The organism is Pseudomonas sp. NPDC077186, assembly GCF_044543505.1.
Classification (GTDB): Bacteria; Pseudomonadota; Gammaproteobacteria; order Pseudomonadales; family Pseudomonadaceae; genus Aquipseudomonas.
In genome coordinates, this window is the sequence record NZ_JBITWE010000001.1 from 714583 (window position 1) to 732277 (window position 17695).

Annotated in this window: 12 protein-coding genes and 2 pseudogenes; 5 read left to right on the plus strand and 9 right to left on the minus strand. The window is 60.8% G+C overall.

Going from position 1 to position 17695, the window contains the following annotated elements; translation table 11 throughout:
• Positions 1-31 precede the first annotated feature (31 nt).
• A complete protein-coding gene (yegS, locus tag ACIGKL_RS03255; protein WP_397485272.1) occupies positions 32-928 on the minus strand; it encodes a lipid kinase YegS in 897 nt (298 codons plus the stop codon).
• 177 nt (positions 929-1105) lie between these two features.
• Between yegS and ACIGKL_RS03260 the strand changes: the two genes are divergently transcribed.
• The gene (locus tag ACIGKL_RS03260) at positions 1106-1804 is read left to right on the plus strand and encodes a pirin family protein (RefSeq protein ID WP_397485273.1); all 699 of its coding nucleotides are present in this window, start codon (positions 1106-1108) and stop codon (positions 1802-1804) included.
• Positions 1805-2050: 246 nt separating this feature from the next.
• Here the strand turns inward: ACIGKL_RS03260 and ACIGKL_RS03265 are convergent, their stop codons facing one another.
• The 3 genes from ACIGKL_RS03265 to ACIGKL_RS03275 form a co-directional block, all read right to left on the minus strand.
• A complete protein-coding gene (locus tag ACIGKL_RS03265; RefSeq protein WP_397485274.1) occupies positions 2051-3610 on the minus strand; it encodes an FGGY-family carbohydrate kinase in 1560 nt (519 codons plus the stop codon).
• A 128-nt stretch (positions 3611-3738) separates the two neighbouring features.
• Positions 3739-5319, minus strand: a complete 1581-nt coding sequence (locus ACIGKL_RS03270) for a glycerol-3-phosphate dehydrogenase/oxidase (protein WP_397485275.1) — start codon at positions 5317-5319, stop codon at positions 3739-3741.
• 2 nt (positions 5320-5321) lie between these two features.
• Positions 5322-6917 (minus strand): FAD-binding oxidoreductase, encoded by a 1596-nt coding sequence (locus tag ACIGKL_RS03275; protein ID WP_397485276.1) that lies wholly within the window; start codon positions 6915-6917, stop codon positions 5322-5324.
• A 125-nt stretch (positions 6918-7042) separates the two neighbouring features.
• On the opposite strand from ACIGKL_RS03275, the gene ACIGKL_RS03280 reads away from it, so the two are divergent.
• Positions 7043-8077, plus strand: coding sequence for an AraC family transcriptional regulator (locus ACIGKL_RS03280; protein ID WP_397485277.1), 1035 nt, complete (start codon positions 7043-7045; stop codon positions 8075-8077).
• Positions 8078-8148: 71 nt separating this feature from the next.
• On the opposite strand, the gene ACIGKL_RS03285 is transcribed toward ACIGKL_RS03280, so the two are convergent.
• The 5 genes and pseudogenes from ACIGKL_RS03285 to ACIGKL_RS03305 form a co-directional block, all read right to left on the minus strand.
• Entirely contained in the window at positions 8149-8820 is a 672-nt protein-coding gene (locus tag ACIGKL_RS03285) for a DNA-3-methyladenine glycosylase I (RefSeq protein WP_397485278.1), read from the minus strand.
• A gap of 166 nt (positions 8821-8986) precedes the next feature.
• Entirely contained in the window at positions 8987-10063 is a 1077-nt protein-coding gene (locus ACIGKL_RS03290) for a 3-deoxy-7-phosphoheptulonate synthase (RefSeq protein WP_397485279.1), read from the minus strand.
• A gap of 576 nt (positions 10064-10639) precedes the next feature.
• A pseudogene (ttcA, locus tag ACIGKL_RS03295) lies at positions 10640-11341 on the minus strand (tRNA 2-thiocytidine(32) synthetase TtcA); the annotation flags it as partial.
• 167 nt (positions 11342-11508) lie between these two features.
• Entirely contained in the window at positions 11509-12396 is an 888-nt protein-coding gene (gene ttcA, locus ACIGKL_RS03300) for a tRNA 2-thiocytidine(32) synthetase TtcA (protein WP_161611938.1), read from the minus strand.
• Between the two features lie 431 nt (positions 12397-12827).
• A pseudogene (locus tag ACIGKL_RS03305) lies at positions 12828-13199 on the minus strand (VOC family protein); the annotation flags it as partial.
• Between the two features lie 135 nt (positions 13200-13334).
• Here ACIGKL_RS03305 and ACIGKL_RS03310 point away from each other — a divergent pair.
• From ACIGKL_RS03310 to ACIGKL_RS03320, 3 genes are all read left to right on the plus strand, one after another.
• The gene (locus ACIGKL_RS03310; RefSeq protein ID WP_397485280.1) at positions 13335-14249 is read left to right on the plus strand and encodes a nucleoid-associated protein; all 915 of its coding nucleotides are present in this window, start codon (positions 13335-13337) and stop codon (positions 14247-14249) included.
• 204 nt (positions 14250-14453) lie between these two features.
• Positions 14454-15611: a hypothetical protein gene (locus ACIGKL_RS03315; protein ID WP_397485281.1), complete on the plus strand. Its 1158-nt coding sequence runs from the start codon at positions 14454-14456 to the stop codon at positions 15609-15611.
• Between the two features lie 451 nt (positions 15612-16062).
• Positions 16063-17613 (plus strand): TIGR04141 family sporadically distributed protein, encoded by a 1551-nt coding sequence (locus ACIGKL_RS03320; protein WP_397485282.1) that lies wholly within the window; start codon positions 16063-16065, stop codon positions 17611-17613.
• Positions 17614-17695 lie beyond the last annotated feature (82 nt).

The window sequence follows — 17695 nt, forward strand, 5'->3', positions numbered from 1 at the left end:
CTGGCGTGGCGCCATCATGCCTGAGCCGCCCCTAGCCGCCAAGCAAGGGCGAATCGGCCGGCAGGTGCAGGCGCAACGCCGCGGCCACCGCACTGAAACGCAGGCCGCGGCTCTCCAGCGGCTCGCCGTCGAGATTGAGGTCGAGCCCTTCGGCCGCCTCCACCTCCAGCCAGGGCACGCGGGCGCCGATGGCCACGCTCTGCAGGCCGTTGATGCCGCCGGACAGCAGCGTGCCGAGGGTGCCGACCACATCCTGCGCCGCCGGTACTATGCACACGTCGAGCAGGCCGTCGTCGGCCAGGGCATCGGGGCACAGCAGGTGGCCGCCGCCGGCCTGCCGACCGTTGCCGATGCCCAGGGCGAGAAAGTCGCCCTCCCAGGCGAAACCCGGCGCCTGGAAACGACCGAAGGCCGAACGCACCTCGGAAAAGCGGCTGAGCCCGGTGAGGAAATAGGCGGCGCCGCCGAGCACCTTCTTCAGCTCCTCCGAGGTATTGGCGGTGACGTTGGAGCCGAAACCGCCGGTCGCCATATTGAGGAAGGCGCGCTCGCCGGCCAGGCCCAGGTCCACCGGACGCGGCTCCCGCTCCAGCAGCGCCAGGGCCTCGGCCGGCGCCAGCGGCACGCCGGCGGCGCGGGCGAAATCGTTGGCGGTGCCCAGCGGCAGCAGCGCCAGGCTGGCAGCGCCACCGGCCCGGTGCAGGGCCTCGGCGACATCGCGCAGGGTGCCGTCGCCACCGCCGGCGATCAGGGTCGGGTAGCCGGCCGCCAGTCCCTCGGCGACCAGACGCTCGCCGTCGCCGCCCTCCCAGGTCAGGCGCACCGCCAGGTCCCAGCCCTGCTCGCGCAGATCGGCCACCGCCGCCCTCACCTCCTCGTTCAACGCCTGCTTGCCATGCAGGATCAACCAGGCCTTGCGCTCGCGCATCGCAGTCCTCCTTGAAAGGGATCGGCAACAGCCTACCGGCTGCCCGCCCCGCAAACACATCCAATAAATAGATGCTTATGCCGCATTTTTTGCACTTTTAAATCGATCAGTTCAAATAGATCATGCCGCCATCGACGTTGCACGGGACTAGGCCCGGGCACTACCGGAGGATTTGCCATGATCGAAGTACGCCCCTTTGCGCAGCTCGGCGCCGCCCAGCACGACTGGCTGAATGCCCGTCACCACTTCTCCTTCGCCGAGTACCACGACCCCGCACGGATGAACTGGGGCCGCCTGCGGGTGTGGAACGACGACGAGATCGCCCCGCAGTCGGGCTTCCCGCCGCACCCGCACCGCGACATGGAGATCATCACCTACGTGCGCCAGGGTGCGATCACCCATCAGGACAACCTGGGCAACCAGGGCCGTACCGAGGCCGGCGACGTGCAGGTGATGAGCGCCGGCACCGGCATCGCCCACAGCGAATACAACCTGGAGGACGAGACCACCAAGATCTTCCAGATCTGGATCCAGCCGAACCAGGCCGGGCTGCCGCCATCCTGGGGCGCCAAGCCGTTCCCCAAGGGCGACCGCTCGGGAGCCTTCGTCACTCTGGCCAGCGGCTACGAGGAAGACGCCGACGCCCTGCGCATCCGCACCGACGCGCGCCTGGTGGCGGCCACGATCAAGGCCGGAGAAAACGCCGAGTACAGCCTGCAGCCGGGTCGCAAGGCCTATCTGGTGGGCGCCAGCGGTGCCTTCAGGGTCAACGGCGTGGCGGCCCAGGCACGTGACGGCGTGGCCATCGCCGACGAGACGCTGATCCGCGTCGAGGCCCAGGAAGACAGCGAGATCGTGCTGGTGGATGTCGCCTGACACAAACCAACCGCCCTCCGCTGTGGAGGGCGACTTGTTTCTGTGGGAGGGGCTTTAGCCGCGACCGAGCAAGTAGCCCGGATGAAATCCGGGGAGGCCGATACGGGTAGATGTCGCCGCCTGACGCATGCCCAGCCGCCCTTCCACTCCGGAGGGCGGTTTTTTCTGTGGGAGGGGCTTTAGCCGCGACCGTGCGCCGCCCCGGTCGCGGCTAAAGCCCCTCCCACACAGTGCTCGAGGATCCGATCAAGCCGGATAACCGGTGATCTTGCGGATGCGCTGGTACAGCGGTTTGAGCTGGCGGTACATGCGCTGGTAGACCTGCCCGTAGAGCTGGTCGTAGGTGTGCTGCGCGGCCGGGTTGGGCTGGAACACCTGGCCGACGCGAGTCATGGCGGCGATGGCGCTCGGGTAATCCGGGTGCAGGCCCAGGCCCACCGCGCAATTGATCGCCGCGCCCAGGCCGCTGGTCTCGTACAGGTGCGGGCGTTCGGCCGGCAGGCCGAAGATATCGGCGGTCAGCTGCATCGCCGCATCGCTCTGCGAACCGCCGCCGGATACGCGCAGGCGCTCGATACGGGTGCCCGAGCGTTTCTCGATGCGCTCCTTGCCCTGACGCAGGGCGTAGGCCAAGCCCTCCAGAATCGCCCGGTACAGGTGCGCGCGGGTGTGCACGTCGCCGAAACCGATGATCGAACCCTTGGCTTCCAGGCCCGGCTCGCGAATGCCCGGCGTCCAGTACGGCTGCAGCATCAGGCCCATGGAGCCGGGCGGCACGGCGTTGACCAGTTCGTCGAACAGCGCCTCGGGCGGCACGCCGAGGGCCTCGGCGCGTTGCATCTCGCGCAGGCCGAACTCGCGCTTGAACCAGCTGACCATCCAGAAGCCGCGGTAGATCATCACCTCGGTATTGAAGTGATCCGGCAGCGCCGCCGGGTACGGCGGAATCAGCGGGATGGTTTCCAGGTAACGGCGGCGCGTGGTGTTGATGGTCGCCGTGGTGCCGTAGGACAGACAGGCTGTAGTCGCCTCCAGCGCGCCGGAGCCGAGGACTTCACAAGCCTTGTCGGCGCCGGCGGCGATCAGCGGCAGGCCCTCGGGAATGCCGGTATGCAGGCTGGCGGAGGCGCTGATACTGCCCAGGCGCTCGCCCGGCTTGACCAGCTCCGGCAGTTGCTCGCGGCGCACGGCCAGCGCCTGCCATTTCCAGTCGCCCGGCGCGGCCCAGCGCAGGCGCTTGTAGTCGAACGGCAAGTAGGCCACGCAGCTGCTGGTGGAATCGACGAAGCGACCACATAGGCGCTGGGTGAGAAAGCCCGACAGCAGCAGCACCTTGTGCGTGCGCGCGGCGACATCCGGCTGGTGCTGGGCGACCCAGTTGACCTCGGCCTGGGCGCGAAAGTGATCCACCGCCTCCTCGGCCCGCGCCAGCTTGAACAGCCAGCCCCAGGGGCCCTTGATACGTCCCTGTACCTCGGCGCGACGCTGGTCGAGCCAGAGCATCGCCGGGCGCAGCGCTGCGCCCTGCTCGTCGACATGGATGATGCTGCCGCGCTGAGTGGTCACGGCCACGCCCTTGATCAGGCGGCGGTCGATATCCACCTGCTGCCACAGCAGCCGGCAGGCCTCGCCGAGGCTGGCCCAGTAGTATTCCGGGTCCTGCTCGGCCCAGCCGGGGTGGCTGGAGAAGTAGGGGTCGAGCTCCACCTTGCCCTTGGCCAGCAGGTTGCCCCCGGTATCGAACAGCAGCGCGCGCACGCTCTGGGTGCCGTTGTCGATGCTCAGCAGGTAGCTTGGTTCGCTCAAGGTGTGGTCCTTCTTATAGGTGTACGTAGCCCGGATGAAATCCGGGGCTGCTTCCTCGTTCATCCCCGGATTGCATCCGGGCTACAACCGGTAGGCCTGGCCATCGGCGGATTGCTGGTGCGCACACCCTACGGTTCATACGGCAGGCTGTAACAGCGTCGCCACAGCGACAGGTAATGGGTTTCTTCCCGCTGCCAGCGCGCATCGCTCCAGCCCAGGCGCGGCTGGCACAGCGCGCGGATACGCGGCAGTTCGGCGCGCCCGCCGCCCGCCAGCAGCAGGCCCAGGCGGGTGCGGCGCAGCAGCAGGTCGTCCAGATGCAGCACCAGCTCGCCTTCGGCGGCCCAGGCCAGCTCGGCCCAGAGGGTGTCGGTGGCGCCGACGCGGTCGCCGCCGACCTCGTCGAGCAGACGCAGCACCTCGCCCAGCTGGCGGCCATGGCGACCGGCCAGACGGCGCTGCTGCGCCGGGCTCAGGCCGGGCATGGGCGGGATCGACAACGGACGAAACACCGCCGTGCCGCGATCCTCCACCGGCTTGCCGACGAAGGCCGCGCAGGCGCGCAATACCTCCAGCGCCAGCAGGCGGAAGGTGGTCAGCTTGCCGCCGGCCAGGGTCACGCTGCCCGGCTCGACCCACAGCGCATGTTCGCGCTTCTCGTCCGAGGGCTTGAGCCCGGCGCTGCCGTCGCCCACCACCGGGCGCACGCCGGCCCAGGTCGACAGCACATCGCCGCGCGTCACCTGGGCGGTCGGAAATTGCTGGGCGCAGGCGGCCAGCAGGTAATCGACCTCCTCCATGCTGATGGCGGCCTCGGCATCCAGATCGCCGGCATGATCCAGGTCGGTGGTGCCGATCACCGTCGCGCCTTCCCAGGGAAAGACGAATACCGGTCTTCCATCTGCGACGTGCATAAAACTGAAGGCATGCGCCACCGGCAGGCGCCAGCCCGGCAGCAGCAGGTGGCTGCCGCGCAGCGGACGGATGCGACCATTGCCAGGCTGGCGCAGACGGTCGGCCCAGGCGCCGGTGGCCTGGGCCACGACGCGGCTGCGCAGGCGGTACTGGACGCCCGTCTCGACATCTTCGGCCAGTACGCCGACCACCCGCCCCGCCTCATGCAGCAACTCGACCACGCGCATGCCGTTGAGCGCCTCGCCGCCCTCGGCGCGCGCCTCGCCCAGCACGCGCTGGACCAGGCGCGCATCATCGGTCAGCGCATCGAAGAAGCGCGTGCCGCCGAGCAGGCCGTCTTCGCGGATGCCCGGCGCCAGGTAGCGCAGCTGCTGCAGCGGGTAGAACAGGTGGTTGCGCTTGCCGGCCAGGGCGTCGTACAGGCTGAGCAGGCCGCCGAAGACCTTCGGCCCGGGAAAGCCGCCGCGGTAGTGCGGCATCAGGAAACTCAGCGGCTCCACCAGTCCCGGCGCTTCGCCGAGCAGGCGCTGGCGTTCGCGCACCGAGTCGCGGGTCAGCCCGATCTGCCCCTTGGCGACGTAGCGCAGCCCGCCATGGACCATCTTCGACGAGCGGCTGGAGGTGCCCCAGGCGAAGTCGCGTTGTTCCAGCAACAGACAGCGCCAACCGCGCCGCGCAGCCTCACGGAGGATGCCGGCGCCGCAGATGCCGCCGCCGATCACCAGCAAGTCCCAGTCGCGCGCGGCCAGCTCGGGCAGCGCGCGCGTGCGCCAGGCGGCGTTCCACTGCTGCATGTTCAATCCTGCAGCAGCACGCCGGGAGCCAGGCGCTGCTCCGGGTCGAAATGCGCGGCCAGGCTGCGCAGCGTGGCCATGCCCAGCTCGCCCTTCTCTGCCGCCAGGTACGGCGCGTGGTCGCGGCCGACGCCGTGCTGGTGGCTGATGGTGCCGCGGTTCGCGGCGATGGTTCGGCTGGCCGCCGCCTTCAGGCGCTGCCAGCGCGCCATGGCCTCGGCGTAGTCGCTGCCGGGGCGGAACACGTAGCTGGTGTAGATGCTCGAACCCTCGCCGTAGACGTGCGACAGGTGGGTGAAGACGTGCACCCGCTCGCCCTCGCCGGCCAGTTCGTCGCGCAGGCTGGCTTCCACCTGGTTCAGCAGCTTGTCGACGTTCGACCAGTCGGTGGCGGTCTCCAGGGTGTCCACCAGGTAGCCGCGCTCCCACAGGCCGTGGCGCAGATAGGGGAAGCGGAAGCGGTTGTGTTCCCACTTCTTGCCCAGCAGGGTGCCGGTGAATACCCCGCCGAAGCCTTTCAGCAGACGCCGCGCCTGCTTCAGCGAGGCGGCGTTCTGCACGCGGTTGCCGGTGAGGCCGAAGGTCAGCATGCACTTGCCGTCGCGCGCGCCGCGCAGGGCCAGGTATTTCTCCAGCCAGGCGATCTGCTGCGGGTGACCGGCCAGGGCCAGCTGAGTGCGGGTTTCGATGACGTTGGACAGGCGCAGCATGGACAGCGGCACGCGCCCCTGGGCCAGGCTGCGGATGGCGCTCAGCGCCTGCTGCCAGCTGGGCAGGAACACGGCGTAGAAGCGCTCCTGCTCGGCCAGGCGACTGATGCGCACGCGCACCTCGGAGATCACCCCGAAGCGCCCCTCCGAGCCCAGCACCAGTTCGCGCAGGTCGGGGCCCGCCGCCGAGGCCGGGAAGGTGGGAATCTCCAATGTGCCGGCGAAGGTCTCCAGCTTGCCGCCGGCGAATAGCTGCTCGATACGCCCGTAGCGCAGCGACTGCTGGCCGCTGGAGCGGCTGGCGACCCAGCCGCCGAGGGTCGACAACTCCCAGGACTGCGGAAAGTGGCCCAGGGTGTAGCCACGCGCGCGCAGCTGGCTTTCCACCTGCGGGCCGTTGGCGCCGGGGCCGAAGGTGGCGATCAGGCTGTCCTCGTCGATCTCCAGCAGGCGCGTCATGCGCTCCAGCGACAGGGTCAGCACCGGCCGCCCACCCGCCTGCGGGTTGATATGCCCGGCCACCGAAGTGCCGCCGCCGTAGGGAATCAGGGTCACATCATGCTGCTGCGCCCAGACCAGCAGCTCACGGATCTGCGCGGCGCTTTCCGGGCAGGCGACGCCGTCGGGGAACAGACCGAACTCGCCGGAGCGCATGGCCAGCCAGTCCGCCAGGCTCTGCCCGCGGGCATGGCGCACGCGCACCTCGGCATCCTGGCTGATCAGCGGGTGCGGGGCCAGGCGCGAGGCCGGCACGCGCGCCAACACCTCCTGCAGGCTGGCGTCGGCCAGGCGCTGGCCGGGGCCGATCAGCTCGGCGAGAAAGGCCTCGCCATGGGCCGGCAGCTCCACCTCGGTGGCTTCATCACCCCATCCGTTCCAGCGTCGCATCGCATCCCCCATTCCGATCGGTAGTTATGGCTGCCTATACTAGCCAGCCGCCGATTTCCGTCACTGTCGAATCGGGACAGACCATATCGCCAATCAAGACAGGCACCCCAGAACAAGAAGAATCCATGGAAAACCTCGGCTACACCTCGGTTCCCGCCCTGCTCAAATACCTGCGCCAGGCCGAACAACTCGGCCTGGATATCGACCGCGCCCTGCAGGCCGCCGGCATCGAGGCGCAGGAGCTGGCCGACAACGGCAAGCGCATCCCCAGCGAAGTGCACGAGCGCCTGCTGGCGCATCTGCTGGAAGTCTCCGGCGACCCGCTGTTCGGCCTGCATTCGGCGCGTTTCGTGCAGCCCGGTTCCTGGAGCGTGCTCGGCTATATCGCCATGAACTGCGCCACCCTCGGCGAGGCCATGGGCCGCATCGTGCCCTACGAGAAACTGGTCGGCGACATGGGCACCAGCCGCCTGGAAATGGCCGACGACCATGTGCGGCTGATCTGGAGCTGCCGCCACCAGGCGCCGCAGGTGCGCCGGCATATGGTGGAGAACGTGCTCGCCTCCTGGCTGCTGTACGCGCGCTGGATCGCCGACTCCGAGCATTCGCCGCGCGAGGTGTGGTTCGAACACGCGCAGCCGGCCGCCACCCAGCTCGAGGAATACCAGCAGTTGTTCGGCTGCCCGGTGCTGTTCGAGCAGCCCTGCAACGCCCTGCTGGTGCCGCTGGACTACCTGGCCGTGCCGCTGCGCCAGGCCGATGCCAACCTGCTGCGCACCCTGGAGGAACACGCGCTGGCGCTGATGGCCGGGCTGGACGACGACGAGCCGCTGCCGCGGCGGGTGAAGAACGCCCTGCGCCTGCTGCTCAAGGACGGCCTGCCGCGCAAGGAGCGGGTGGCGGAGAAGTTCGACATGACCGTGCGCACCCTGCAGCGCCACCTGCAGCAGGCCGGCACCAGCTACCAGCAGATCCTCGACGAGCTGCGCCAGGAGCTGGCCGAGCACTACCTGCTGCGCAGCGACCTGGCGATCCAGGATATCGCCTGCTACCTGGGCTTCACCGAATCGCGCTCGTTCCACCGCAGTTTCAAGGGCTGGACCGGGCAGACGCCGGGGGAATTTCGCGAGGCCAGGCGCAGAAACGACGGCCTGCCCTGAGCGCAAATCCCGTGGGAGGGGCTTTAGCCGCGACAGATAGTGTCGCCGCTAAAGCGCCTCCCACAGGCTCATCAATGATTGACCGTATGCGCCAGCATCACCGACAGCTGGCATAGCGGCCGGCCGCTCTCGGCGTGCCACTGGTTGAAGGCGGCCTGCACCGCGGCCAACTCCTTCTGGCTGGTCGGCGCCTTGTCGACTATGCCCTGGGCCTTGAGCGCCGCGACCATATCGTCGCTGGGGATGAAGGTATCCTTGCCGACCATGCGCAGCAGGCGCGGCGCCGACATGCCGCCGAGCTGACTGCCGTGCTTGGCCAGGTACTTCCACAGGCCGACGATATCGGTCACCGGCCAGTCGGCGATCAAGCTTCCAAAACTGCCTTTCTCGCGGCGCACGTCGAGAATGAACTGGGCATTGCGCGGCACGCTTTTCAGCTTGCCCAGATGACGGATCAGCCGCGCGTCCTGCATCAGGTTCTCCAGGCGTTCGCCGCCCATCAGCACCACCTTCTCCGGATCGAAGCCGAAGAACACCTCCTCGAACGCCGGCCATTTGGCGTCCACCAGGCTGTGCTTGAGGCCGGCGCGGAAGATGCGCAGGCTGATCGAGGACAGGTAGCGGTCATCGGAGAGCGCGCGCAGCTCGGCGTCGCTGCGCGGCTGCGGCAGCAGCGCTTCCAGCGCGCGGGCCGAGCCGAAACGGTTGAGGCAGTACTCGTGCAGCCATTTGTAATCACGCATCGGATCACACCGTCAACAAATCGAACGCCGAAGCCTGCACGCAGAGGCAGCATCCTCGCAAGCCCGTCGAACACCTATTCCATAGAAGCCCCGCCTCGGGGCGAAGCGGCTGCGGTCATCCAGCCAGACCGACGGGGTAACCAGCATTCGCCGCGAGGCGCGACTCCTACACCCGCGCGCTCCCCCGCAGCCGCTCGGCCGCCTGGCGCAAGGCGTTTTCGGTGCCGCTCCAGCCCAGGCAGCCGTCGGTGATCGACACGCCGTAGCGCAGCTCGCCGCTCAGCGCCTGGCAGCCGTCTTCCAGGTGGCTCTCCAGCATCACCCCGCGCAGGCTGGCGTCGCCGGCCAGGCGCTGCTCGATCACGCTGTCCAGCACCGCTGGCTGGCGCAGCGGGTCCTTGCCGCTGTTGGCGTGGCTGCAGTCGACCAGGATCCGCGGCGCGATGCCCTGGCGCTGCAGCGCCTCGCGTGCGGCCGCCACGCTGGCGGCGTCGTAGTTGGGCGCGCCGTGGCCGCCGCGCAACACCAGGTGGGTATCCGGGTTGCCGGCGGTGTGCAGCAGCGCCGGGTGACCGAGCTCGTCGATGCCGAAATGCCGGTGCGGGTGCGCCGCCGAGCGCATGGCGTCGCAGGCGATACCCAAGCTGCCGTCGGTGCCGTTCTTGAAGCCCACCGGCAGATCCAGGCCGCTGACCATCTCGCGATGCACCTGCGATTCGCTGGTGCGCGCGCCGATGGCCGCCCAGCCGAGCAGGTCGTCGAAGTAACCGGCCGCCAGCGGCTGCAGCAGCTCGGTCGCCAGCGGCAGGCCGCGGGCGAGGATATCCAGCATCAGCTGGCGCGACAGGCGCAGGCCCTCGGCCATGTCGCCACTGCCGTCCAACTGCGGGTCGTACAGCAGGCCCTTCCAGCCCACGGTGGTGCGCGGTTTCTCCACGTAGGCACGCATCACCAGCAGCAGTTGGTCGTCCACCTGCGGCGCCAGCTCGGCCAGGCGCTCGGCGTATTCGAGGGCGCTAGTGCGGTCATGCAGGGAACAGGGGCCGACCACCACCAGCAGGCGCGCATCGCGGCCATCGAGCACGGCGCGGATGGCGGAGCGGTCGACGGCGATACGTTCGGCAAGGGCATTGGCCAGCGGCAGGCGCTGGCGCAGCACGGCGGGGCTGGGCAGCGGCTGGGCGCTGCGGCGGGCGATGGAGCTGACGCTGGAGGCGAGTTGAGCGGAGACGGATGCGTTCATGATCTGGCGGTTCCTTGGCCGGCGCGGTCGATGCCGCGGCGGCGCTAGCTGATTGTTCGTTGCAGGGGTGTCAGGGCGGCGGTGACGCTGCTAAATCGCCAGTCGTAGCGGTAGTTGCGGTAATAACGGTTCATCTGTACATCCTCGATCTGTGGCCGTTTTCGGCCGGAAAAAACAAAACCCCCGGTCGGGTTGCCGACCGGGGGTTTTCTGGAAAACGTCTCTGGTGGCGACCCTGTTGTCTCAGGCCGCCTGTGGGGTATCAGGCGCGCCTGTGGCTAAACCAATACCCAAAGTAATACGCGCCAGCGACCACCGCCTGCGCACGAGCCAGCGCGGCGCGAGCGGCACCGGCGTGGAGCGAGGACAGGAGGTTGTGGCTGGACGACATGATGTTCTCCGAAGCGATGGCCGAACCTTACTCCAGGCCTTTGCGGCCTGGCAAGCGTCGCGGCTAAAGCTCCTCCCACAAACAATGCGAACCGTGGGAGGGGCGTAGGGTGGATGTCGCTTTTTACATCCACCAACCCGCTGCACTGTGGATCGGTGAAGCGTGATCCACCCTACGGCGGCGCCTTACAGACTCATCACGTCGAGGAAGCGCGGCGTAGCGCTGTCGTCGATCTTCAGGCTCTGGAAGTCGAACAGATTGCGGTCGGCCAGTTGCGAGGGGTGCACGTTCTGCAGCGCGCGGAACATGATCTCCACGCGGCCCGGACTCTTGCGCTCCCACTCCTGCAGCATTTCCTTGACCACCTGGCGCTGCAGGTTCTCCTGCGAGCCGCACAGGTTGCAGGGGATGATCGGGAACTGCTTGAGCTGGCTGTAGGCCTCGATATCGGCCTCGGCGCAATAGGCCAGCGGGCGGATCACCACGTTGCGGCCGTCGTCGGACAGCAGCTTGGGCGGCATGGCCTTGAGCGTGCCGCCGTAGAACATGTTGAGGAAGAAGGTTTCCAGGATGTCGTCGCGGTGGTGCCCCAGCGCCATCTTGGTCGCGCCGATCTCGTCGGCGTAGGTGTACAGGGTGCCGCGGCGCAGGCGCGAGCACAGCGAGCAGGTGGTCTTGCCCTCGGGGATCTTCTCTTTCACCACCGAGTAGGTGTCCTTCTCGATGATGTGGTACTGCACGCCGATGGATTCGAGGTAAGCCGGCAGCACGTGCTCGGGGAAGCCCGGCTGCTTCTGATCCATGTTCACCGCGACTATCTCAAACTTGATCGGCGCCACCTTCTGCAGGTACAGCAGCACATCGAGCATGGTGTAGCTGTCTTTTCCTTATAGCTTAAGAAAACATAACTGGACAGCATCAGAATAATCGCAACCTGTTGATTTTAAATGAATTAAATAGAAAGCTGGCTTTACAGAAAAATGCGAAAAAGTAAATTTTGCGTCTTCTTGGCCTCTAAACACCCTCTCCCCCCCCGAAAAATCACCTTGAACCTTTACAAAATCCGAACGACATCAATCCGGCCTTCAACGCTGGATGATGAAACCTCGGCTGCTTCGAATTCGTAGGGCGGTCGGGCATCCGACCTATCAATGGATAGATCTATAAAATTGAAGAGACTACGATCAGCTAACTGGGATGGACTTACGTTTTGTAAGCTGTGAAAGATGTTTTCTACGCAGCCAGGATTTACCGAATCCCACTCCGCAATCATCGACTTGATTTTTTTCCTCTGCAAATTCTCTTGCGAGCCGCAGAGATTGCACGGAATGATTGGATATGCGCTATCGGCAGCGACCTTTGCTATATCTTTCTCGCGACAGTAGGCGAGCGGCCGGATAACTATATTTCTCTTGTCATCGCTAAGAAGCTTAGGAGGCATCCCTTTCATTTGCGCCTGGAAGAACATGTTCAGAAACAAAGTTTCAACCATGTCATCCATATGATGACCGAGTGCCAATTTAGTAGCCCCAATTTCCTCAGCAAAACTATAAAGCGTGCCCCTTCTGAGTCTAGAGCAAAGAGAACAAGTAGTCTTACCCTCCGGGATCTTACTCTTGACAACGGAATAAGTATCCTTGTCAATTATATAGTAATCAATCCCTTTAGCCTCGAAAAACTCAGGCAAGATATGCTCCGGAAAGCCAGGTTGCTTCTGATCAAGATTAACCGCCACAACACTGAATTTTATTTGCGCAACTCTCTGCAAGTGCAGCAAAGCGTCAAGCATAACGAATGAATCTTTGCCACCACTTACGCAGGCCATAATTTTGTCGCCATCTTCGATCATTGCATAATCTACAACAGCCTTGCCCACATTGCCGCGCAGCTTTTTACGACGAAGTTCCGCAGCTTTATTAATCTGAGATGCTTGTTCGCCCATCATCATAAACACTAGCTTCCAATTAAAATATTTACAAACCCAATTTACTATAAAAATATCGCCCACCTTGCAACATCCCGCACCACTTGCGAAGGATTGAGATAGTTAGACACTACCAAAATCGGACACAGGAACAATCCGAAGCAAAGCACTACATTGAGGCTACGCTTTTAATATACAACACAAATTCTTAAGTAAATCTATACGACAGTATCATCTACCGAGCTTGATCCAGGCTATATCATAACAAGATTATGCCTGTGTTTTATAGAAGCTCCTGACCAACGATCCATTCAGCTTGACCGAGTCGCAACAGAGGAGCATGACAGCACGGAACTCTACAAGTCACGCGGAGAGGCCGCCGCAGCCCCAGAAACGCATATGGCTACAGGCAGGCATCAGTCATTTGGGCTGGATTCAGGCGGTGGAGATCAAGCCTTCAGCGAAGCCTCGATCGCGGCAATGTCGATCTTCGTCATGCCATCACGGCCTCGAACGCACGCGTTGCTGCCGCTCGATCGAGGGCTGGGTATGACAGCCGTCAGGATATGCAGGGTGATCTACCACGAAACGCCCCACTCGTTCCTGCACCAGCCATACGAGCTGACCTGGCCCCCATTGTCGATGATCGCACTCCACAAGTGGTCCATCTCAGCCTGATCATCGGTCGCGACCTGGAACGAAAAAGGCTCTTTGTACTGGAACACCGGGTCGTCGTTCAGGCCAAGGCAGGACATGCGCGCTACCCTGAACTCGACCGCGAACACATCGCCCTGCTTGCCGGCTGGATAGTCGTCCGGAGCGGGGGTCGTCCACCCATTCGAACCCAACTGGTTTGCGGTGATGCAGGGCTCGCAGCCATCATTGTGCTACCATTCATGACTTGCAGCTGACGTCAAGAACGTTCGGCATTCATAGTCACTACGGACGAACATGGCATGGATGATCAAACACAAACTCCTCAACCTAATACTGATACAGAGGTTAAAAACTCTGAGGTAAAGTCGCTGGTTGTGTTGAACGCATGTGCCGCGAAATTTTTCAAAAAAACGCTTGGTGGCCTGACTTTCTACGATAGCAACAGAGGCAACGACTGGGATCTCGAATCCCCGGTATGCGTTGACTTTGTAAATCTCATTGGCAAGAAGTTTTCCAGGAGCGGGAGGATCTACGGATACGTAGACCCGAATATGCTCGCTGCTGCCGATAATTTTTCCAAATACTCTACCAATCGCGACTTTAATGCCTTTGTCACCGGCGTTATGGAACGACTGTGCCATGAGGCGAACGACCCGGCCCGCCGCTCTCTCACTGAGGGCTATGTTGTATTTTCACACTACCAAGATTACCGGCAGGTAGACCATCTCTTGATTGTCATGCTAGGCAAAAGAGGTGGATATGATTTTGACGATGACAACAACCTAAACCCAAAAGGGACGGAAAGCCTAAACCTCCAAGATTTCCGTCAGGCCGCCTGTATGGACTTGACGGAATTCAAAAAAGGCTTCCCGCAAAACACAGGTGATTCCTACCTTTACTTTATTAAAGGGAATTCCAAAAGCGAGTTCTTCAACGTCGCACTGGGCTGCTCCGACTCAATACCAGGAAAAGTCTGCGTTGACAACTTGAAAGACGCGCTGGGCGCATATTTTACAGAGGAGGCAAGTACACTTTCCTCGTCAGAGCGACGCACTATTCATAAACGTGTAGTTAGCTATATTGAAGGTAAGGCAGGCGAGCGGATACATCTTTCAGAAATTCAGCACGTGATTAATAAATGCCTGAAAGAAGATTCGCCCCATCTGACGGGCTCATCAAGTTTATCTCGGAAAACTCTGAGCGTTTTAAAGTGAGTGAAGAGTTCCAGCCTTCTGGTGTCACCGCTAAAAACATGGGGTATGTGGATCTTAAGCTACCCTCCGGAGAATTCGCGGGACGTCTGAAACTAGACGCCGTGGCCGTTGGCGACAGCAACGCTGATCTTAGCGTTGATAAGGACTTCGTGTACTTGAAGGTGAAGCTCCCAAGCGACGTATCAAACAGGCTGAAGGGTATAAATGCTGACGATCCATCGTCAGGATCCCAAGATGCTTGATCGAATCTCGCTGGATGATGACCAGCTCATATTTGACACGCAGTCGATGGATATGAAGGACGTCCATGAGTTTCTCAGAGCTTATGGCTGCCACAGCCCCGAAAAACTGGACCTGATTGGGCATGATCTTTTTCTGCTGGAGCCCTTGGCGTGGGATGAAGGCTACGTGCCCTTCTTTGCCAATACTGAGTCAATGTGGCATACGTTAAGGACGCGCAGCAAAAAGCCTGAACACATGCACATCATCGGGATGAATGAGGATCAGCATGCTTCAATTTCACGACTCAGTGACCTGTATTTTTTGCTTAGAGAAACGCTCAAAACGCTTTGCCATAACAACGGCGAAGAAAGCCAGACTCTCAAATACGTGTTCTATAGCTCGAAAGAATCGCTTCTTACAAAATTAGAAGTCTCGTACCTGATAGCATGTGACGAGCTAATGACCATCAATGTCGATGCAGCCGGAATTAAGCACGCTCAAACAATGCATGCAGCAGTGATGGCAGACGAAGACGTTCATTGCGAAGAAAGACGTCACGTTATGCGAGAAACGCTGACGGATTTCTTGAAGGATGAGAAAGACTGCAGCATCCGCGTGATAATGGCGTCCATTTCGAATTTATACAAGAAATACAATGAGCGCTATAAAGTTTATGTAAGCAAATTTTCGGTGAACAAAATTCTCACTGAAATTGAAAGTGATTGCGTTAGTTTTCTGGGTAAGGTCCAAGACGCAATCATGGCCCAGCAAACAAAGGCGTTCGCTATTCCAGGTGGTATCGTAGCGGCTGGTGCCATCTTGAAACCGGCTACCACCGCATGGGACTATCTCGTCATACTCGTGGGGCTAATCATTTCGACTTGGATGATAACTTCATTAAACAACAACGTAGTCGCCCATATCAAACTGCTTGCGGACGAATTCGAGCGCTCCACTAAAAAGTACGACGACATCGTCGTAGGCGTAGAAGAGATTCAAGAAAAAATTGAAGAATCACGAAACAAGCTTTCAACCTCCTCTAGGTTCGCTGAGTCCAGGCTTAATGCGCTAACCCGCGCATGCTGGCTAATACTCATACTTATAAGCCTGATTTTGCTCAAACGCTTTTTGGAATCTTAGTGTCACACTTTTGGTCAATTTACATGCTGAACCGAACATTCTGTTTGCGGCCAAAGCAGACTTAGTTCTGAACAGCCGCTCCTGGCCGAGGCTGTGTAAAAACTCCCGCTGAAGTTCGCGGTTGGCGTCGCTACGCGAAAATTTTTGGAATTTGGCCGGGTTGGGATGCTCAGAATTCGTTAGAAAACGCCGAAATTGATTATAAAATGATCAGCGCTTGGCGCTCAAAACTTTTTTTACACAGCTTCGGCCGACTCCGGCCTTTAGCAACCGACGACTCCCGACCAGGAGCGGACTATCGAGTGATGGCAGTCATCTACCTCTTGGCTGCTCCTGTCTGACTCACGCTATACGAGGAAACCTGTGTGCGGCAGGCCTTACGTCGTATCGCCTTGACGCGCGCACGAGTGAGTGTCAGCTTGACATCATTTCAGCTAGTCATGGAGGGCGTGTGAAGATCACTATCAACGTGTTCTTGCTCAAAAAAGGACGTTCTATCTTCGATGCTCTTTCTGATGAGATCAGGCTGCAGCCTATTCAGTTTTCACTGCGGGACGTGGATTGTCTTTTTTATCATCAAACAAACCCATCCCATCCTAAATGGACTCAACTGTTTAAGGATGTCCCAGAGGTTGCACAGCTTGATCTGACAGGGCGCTCACTCAAAGCTCTACTCGTCATGGCGATTCAGGATCGCGTGTTCTGCTTTACTTTCGGCCATGCTCGGCATCTGATCGACGGGCTAGGAATCGAGCGCTATTTTGGGCTGAGAACCGCACTTAGCCTGACTGATCCACTGCTCATCAAATCAGTTGAGAAGTCGAACATTGATCGAACCCCACTGCGCTCTAAGGCGCAGTCCGCCAAGCATTTATCTATTTCAGAATTCGATTTCAAGTTTGATTCGGAGATACTCAAGTCGCTTACCGGTGTAGTAGAGAGCGACCAAGATGAGGGCGAGTATGTTAGTGGTTCGGACTCACTGGCTTTGCACTCCGATGTCCAGTTGGAAGAGTTTCCAGAGATCGCAGCACGATTATTGGTTGCCTATGAGGATGAGCGTTGCAAGGAAAAGTATCCGTGGATGGATTTCATCGTTCCGGTTCGAGATTCCGCGCTTGTGGGACAGCTTGATGACTTGCTTGTAGTTACGATCAATGCACAAGAGTTTGATCAAGTCCGCGCGGCAGCTCCGATGTTGCTGCCAGACGATATCAGTGGTTTTGGGTATGTGAGGCATCGTGCTCGAACACTGAACGGCCCTGTAATTTCCTTCGATTTGGATCTCCGGCAAGCCCTTCTGGCAAAGCAAATTCTCGGAACAGTTTCGCTACAATCATTAACCGCCGAGAATATTTATCTGTACGGTGCTGACGAGCAGCAATGCGCAAAATGGCCTCTCTACGATTGTCTTGAAGCAGAGATCGAGTTCGAAGAAAAGATCTACCTACTTAGTGAAGGGGATTGGTATCAGATTGATCGTGACTACACCGATCAGGTCAACCGATATTTCGATGCGACTACGATATCCGATCTTGAGTTTCCTCGGTACGGCACCGATCACGAAGGGCCGTACTTAAGACGGATCGCCGACAATACAAATTTTTATCTTCTTGATCAAAAGCTTGTTCGCTTGAGTGGTGCTTCGAGTTCATTCGAGTTCTGCGACCTTCTTACGCCAGATCACCGCATCATCCACGTAAAAAAATATTCTTCATCCAGTGTGCTGAGCCACTTGTTCTCACAGGCATACGTATCCGCCGAAGCACTTATCAATGCACCTGAGGTAGTCGTTCAGGTTAACGAACATTTAGCCCAAAATGGTGATTTTCAATTCGCATTCGATTCTGCTAGGCAGCCCAGAAATAAGATCGTATTCGCCATTATGCAAACCAATGAGCGTCTCCATATGCCTTTTTTCTCGAAGGTTAACTTCCGGCAGTTTGCTCAGCGCTTGATTGCCATGGGGTATCAGGTCGAGCTATGCAGGATCGCAAATTAAGAACACAGGACTGAAACGCCCTTTGATATTTCTGGCTTATCGATAACCTAACCCCTCGTTCCCGCCGACCGCCTTCGGCCAG

What these genes read in the sequence shown, in the direction of transcription:
- yegS (WP_397485272.1), bottom strand. Translation starts at nt 928, where the DNA reads ATGCGCGAGCGCAAGGCCTGGTTGATCCTGCATGGCAAGCAGGCGTTG.
- ACIGKL_RS03260 (WP_397485273.1), top strand. Translation starts at nt 1,106, where the DNA reads ATGATCGAAGTACGCCCCTTTGCGCAGCTCGGCGCCGCCCAGCACGAC.
- ACIGKL_RS03270 (WP_397485275.1), bottom strand. Translation starts at nt 5,319, where the DNA reads ATGCAGCAGTGGAACGCCGCCTGGCGCACGCGCGCGCTGCCCGAGCTG.
- ACIGKL_RS03275 (WP_397485276.1), bottom strand. Translation starts at nt 6,917, where the DNA reads ATGCGACGCTGGAACGGATGGGGTGATGAAGCCACCGAGGTGGAGCTG.
- ACIGKL_RS03280 (WP_397485277.1), top strand. Translation starts at nt 7,043, where the DNA reads ATGGAAAACCTCGGCTACACCTCGGTTCCCGCCCTGCTCAAATACCTG.
- ACIGKL_RS03285 (WP_397485278.1), bottom strand. Translation starts at nt 8,820, where the DNA reads ATGCGTGATTACAAATGGCTGCACGAGTACTGCCTCAACCGTTTCGGC.
- ACIGKL_RS03290 (WP_397485279.1), bottom strand. Translation starts at nt 10,063, where the DNA reads ATGAACGCATCCGTCTCCGCTCAACTCGCCTCCAGCGTCAGCTCCATC.
- ttcA (WP_161611938.1), bottom strand. Translation starts at nt 12,396, where the DNA reads ATGGGCGAACAAGCATCTCAGATTAATAAAGCTGCGGAACTTCGTCGT.
- ACIGKL_RS03310 (WP_397485280.1), top strand. Translation starts at nt 13,335, where the DNA reads ATGGATGATCAAACACAAACTCCTCAACCTAATACTGATACAGAGGTT.
- ACIGKL_RS03315 (WP_397485281.1), top strand. Translation starts at nt 14,454, where the DNA reads ATGCTGACGATCCATCGTCAGGATCCCAAGATGCTTGATCGAATCTCG.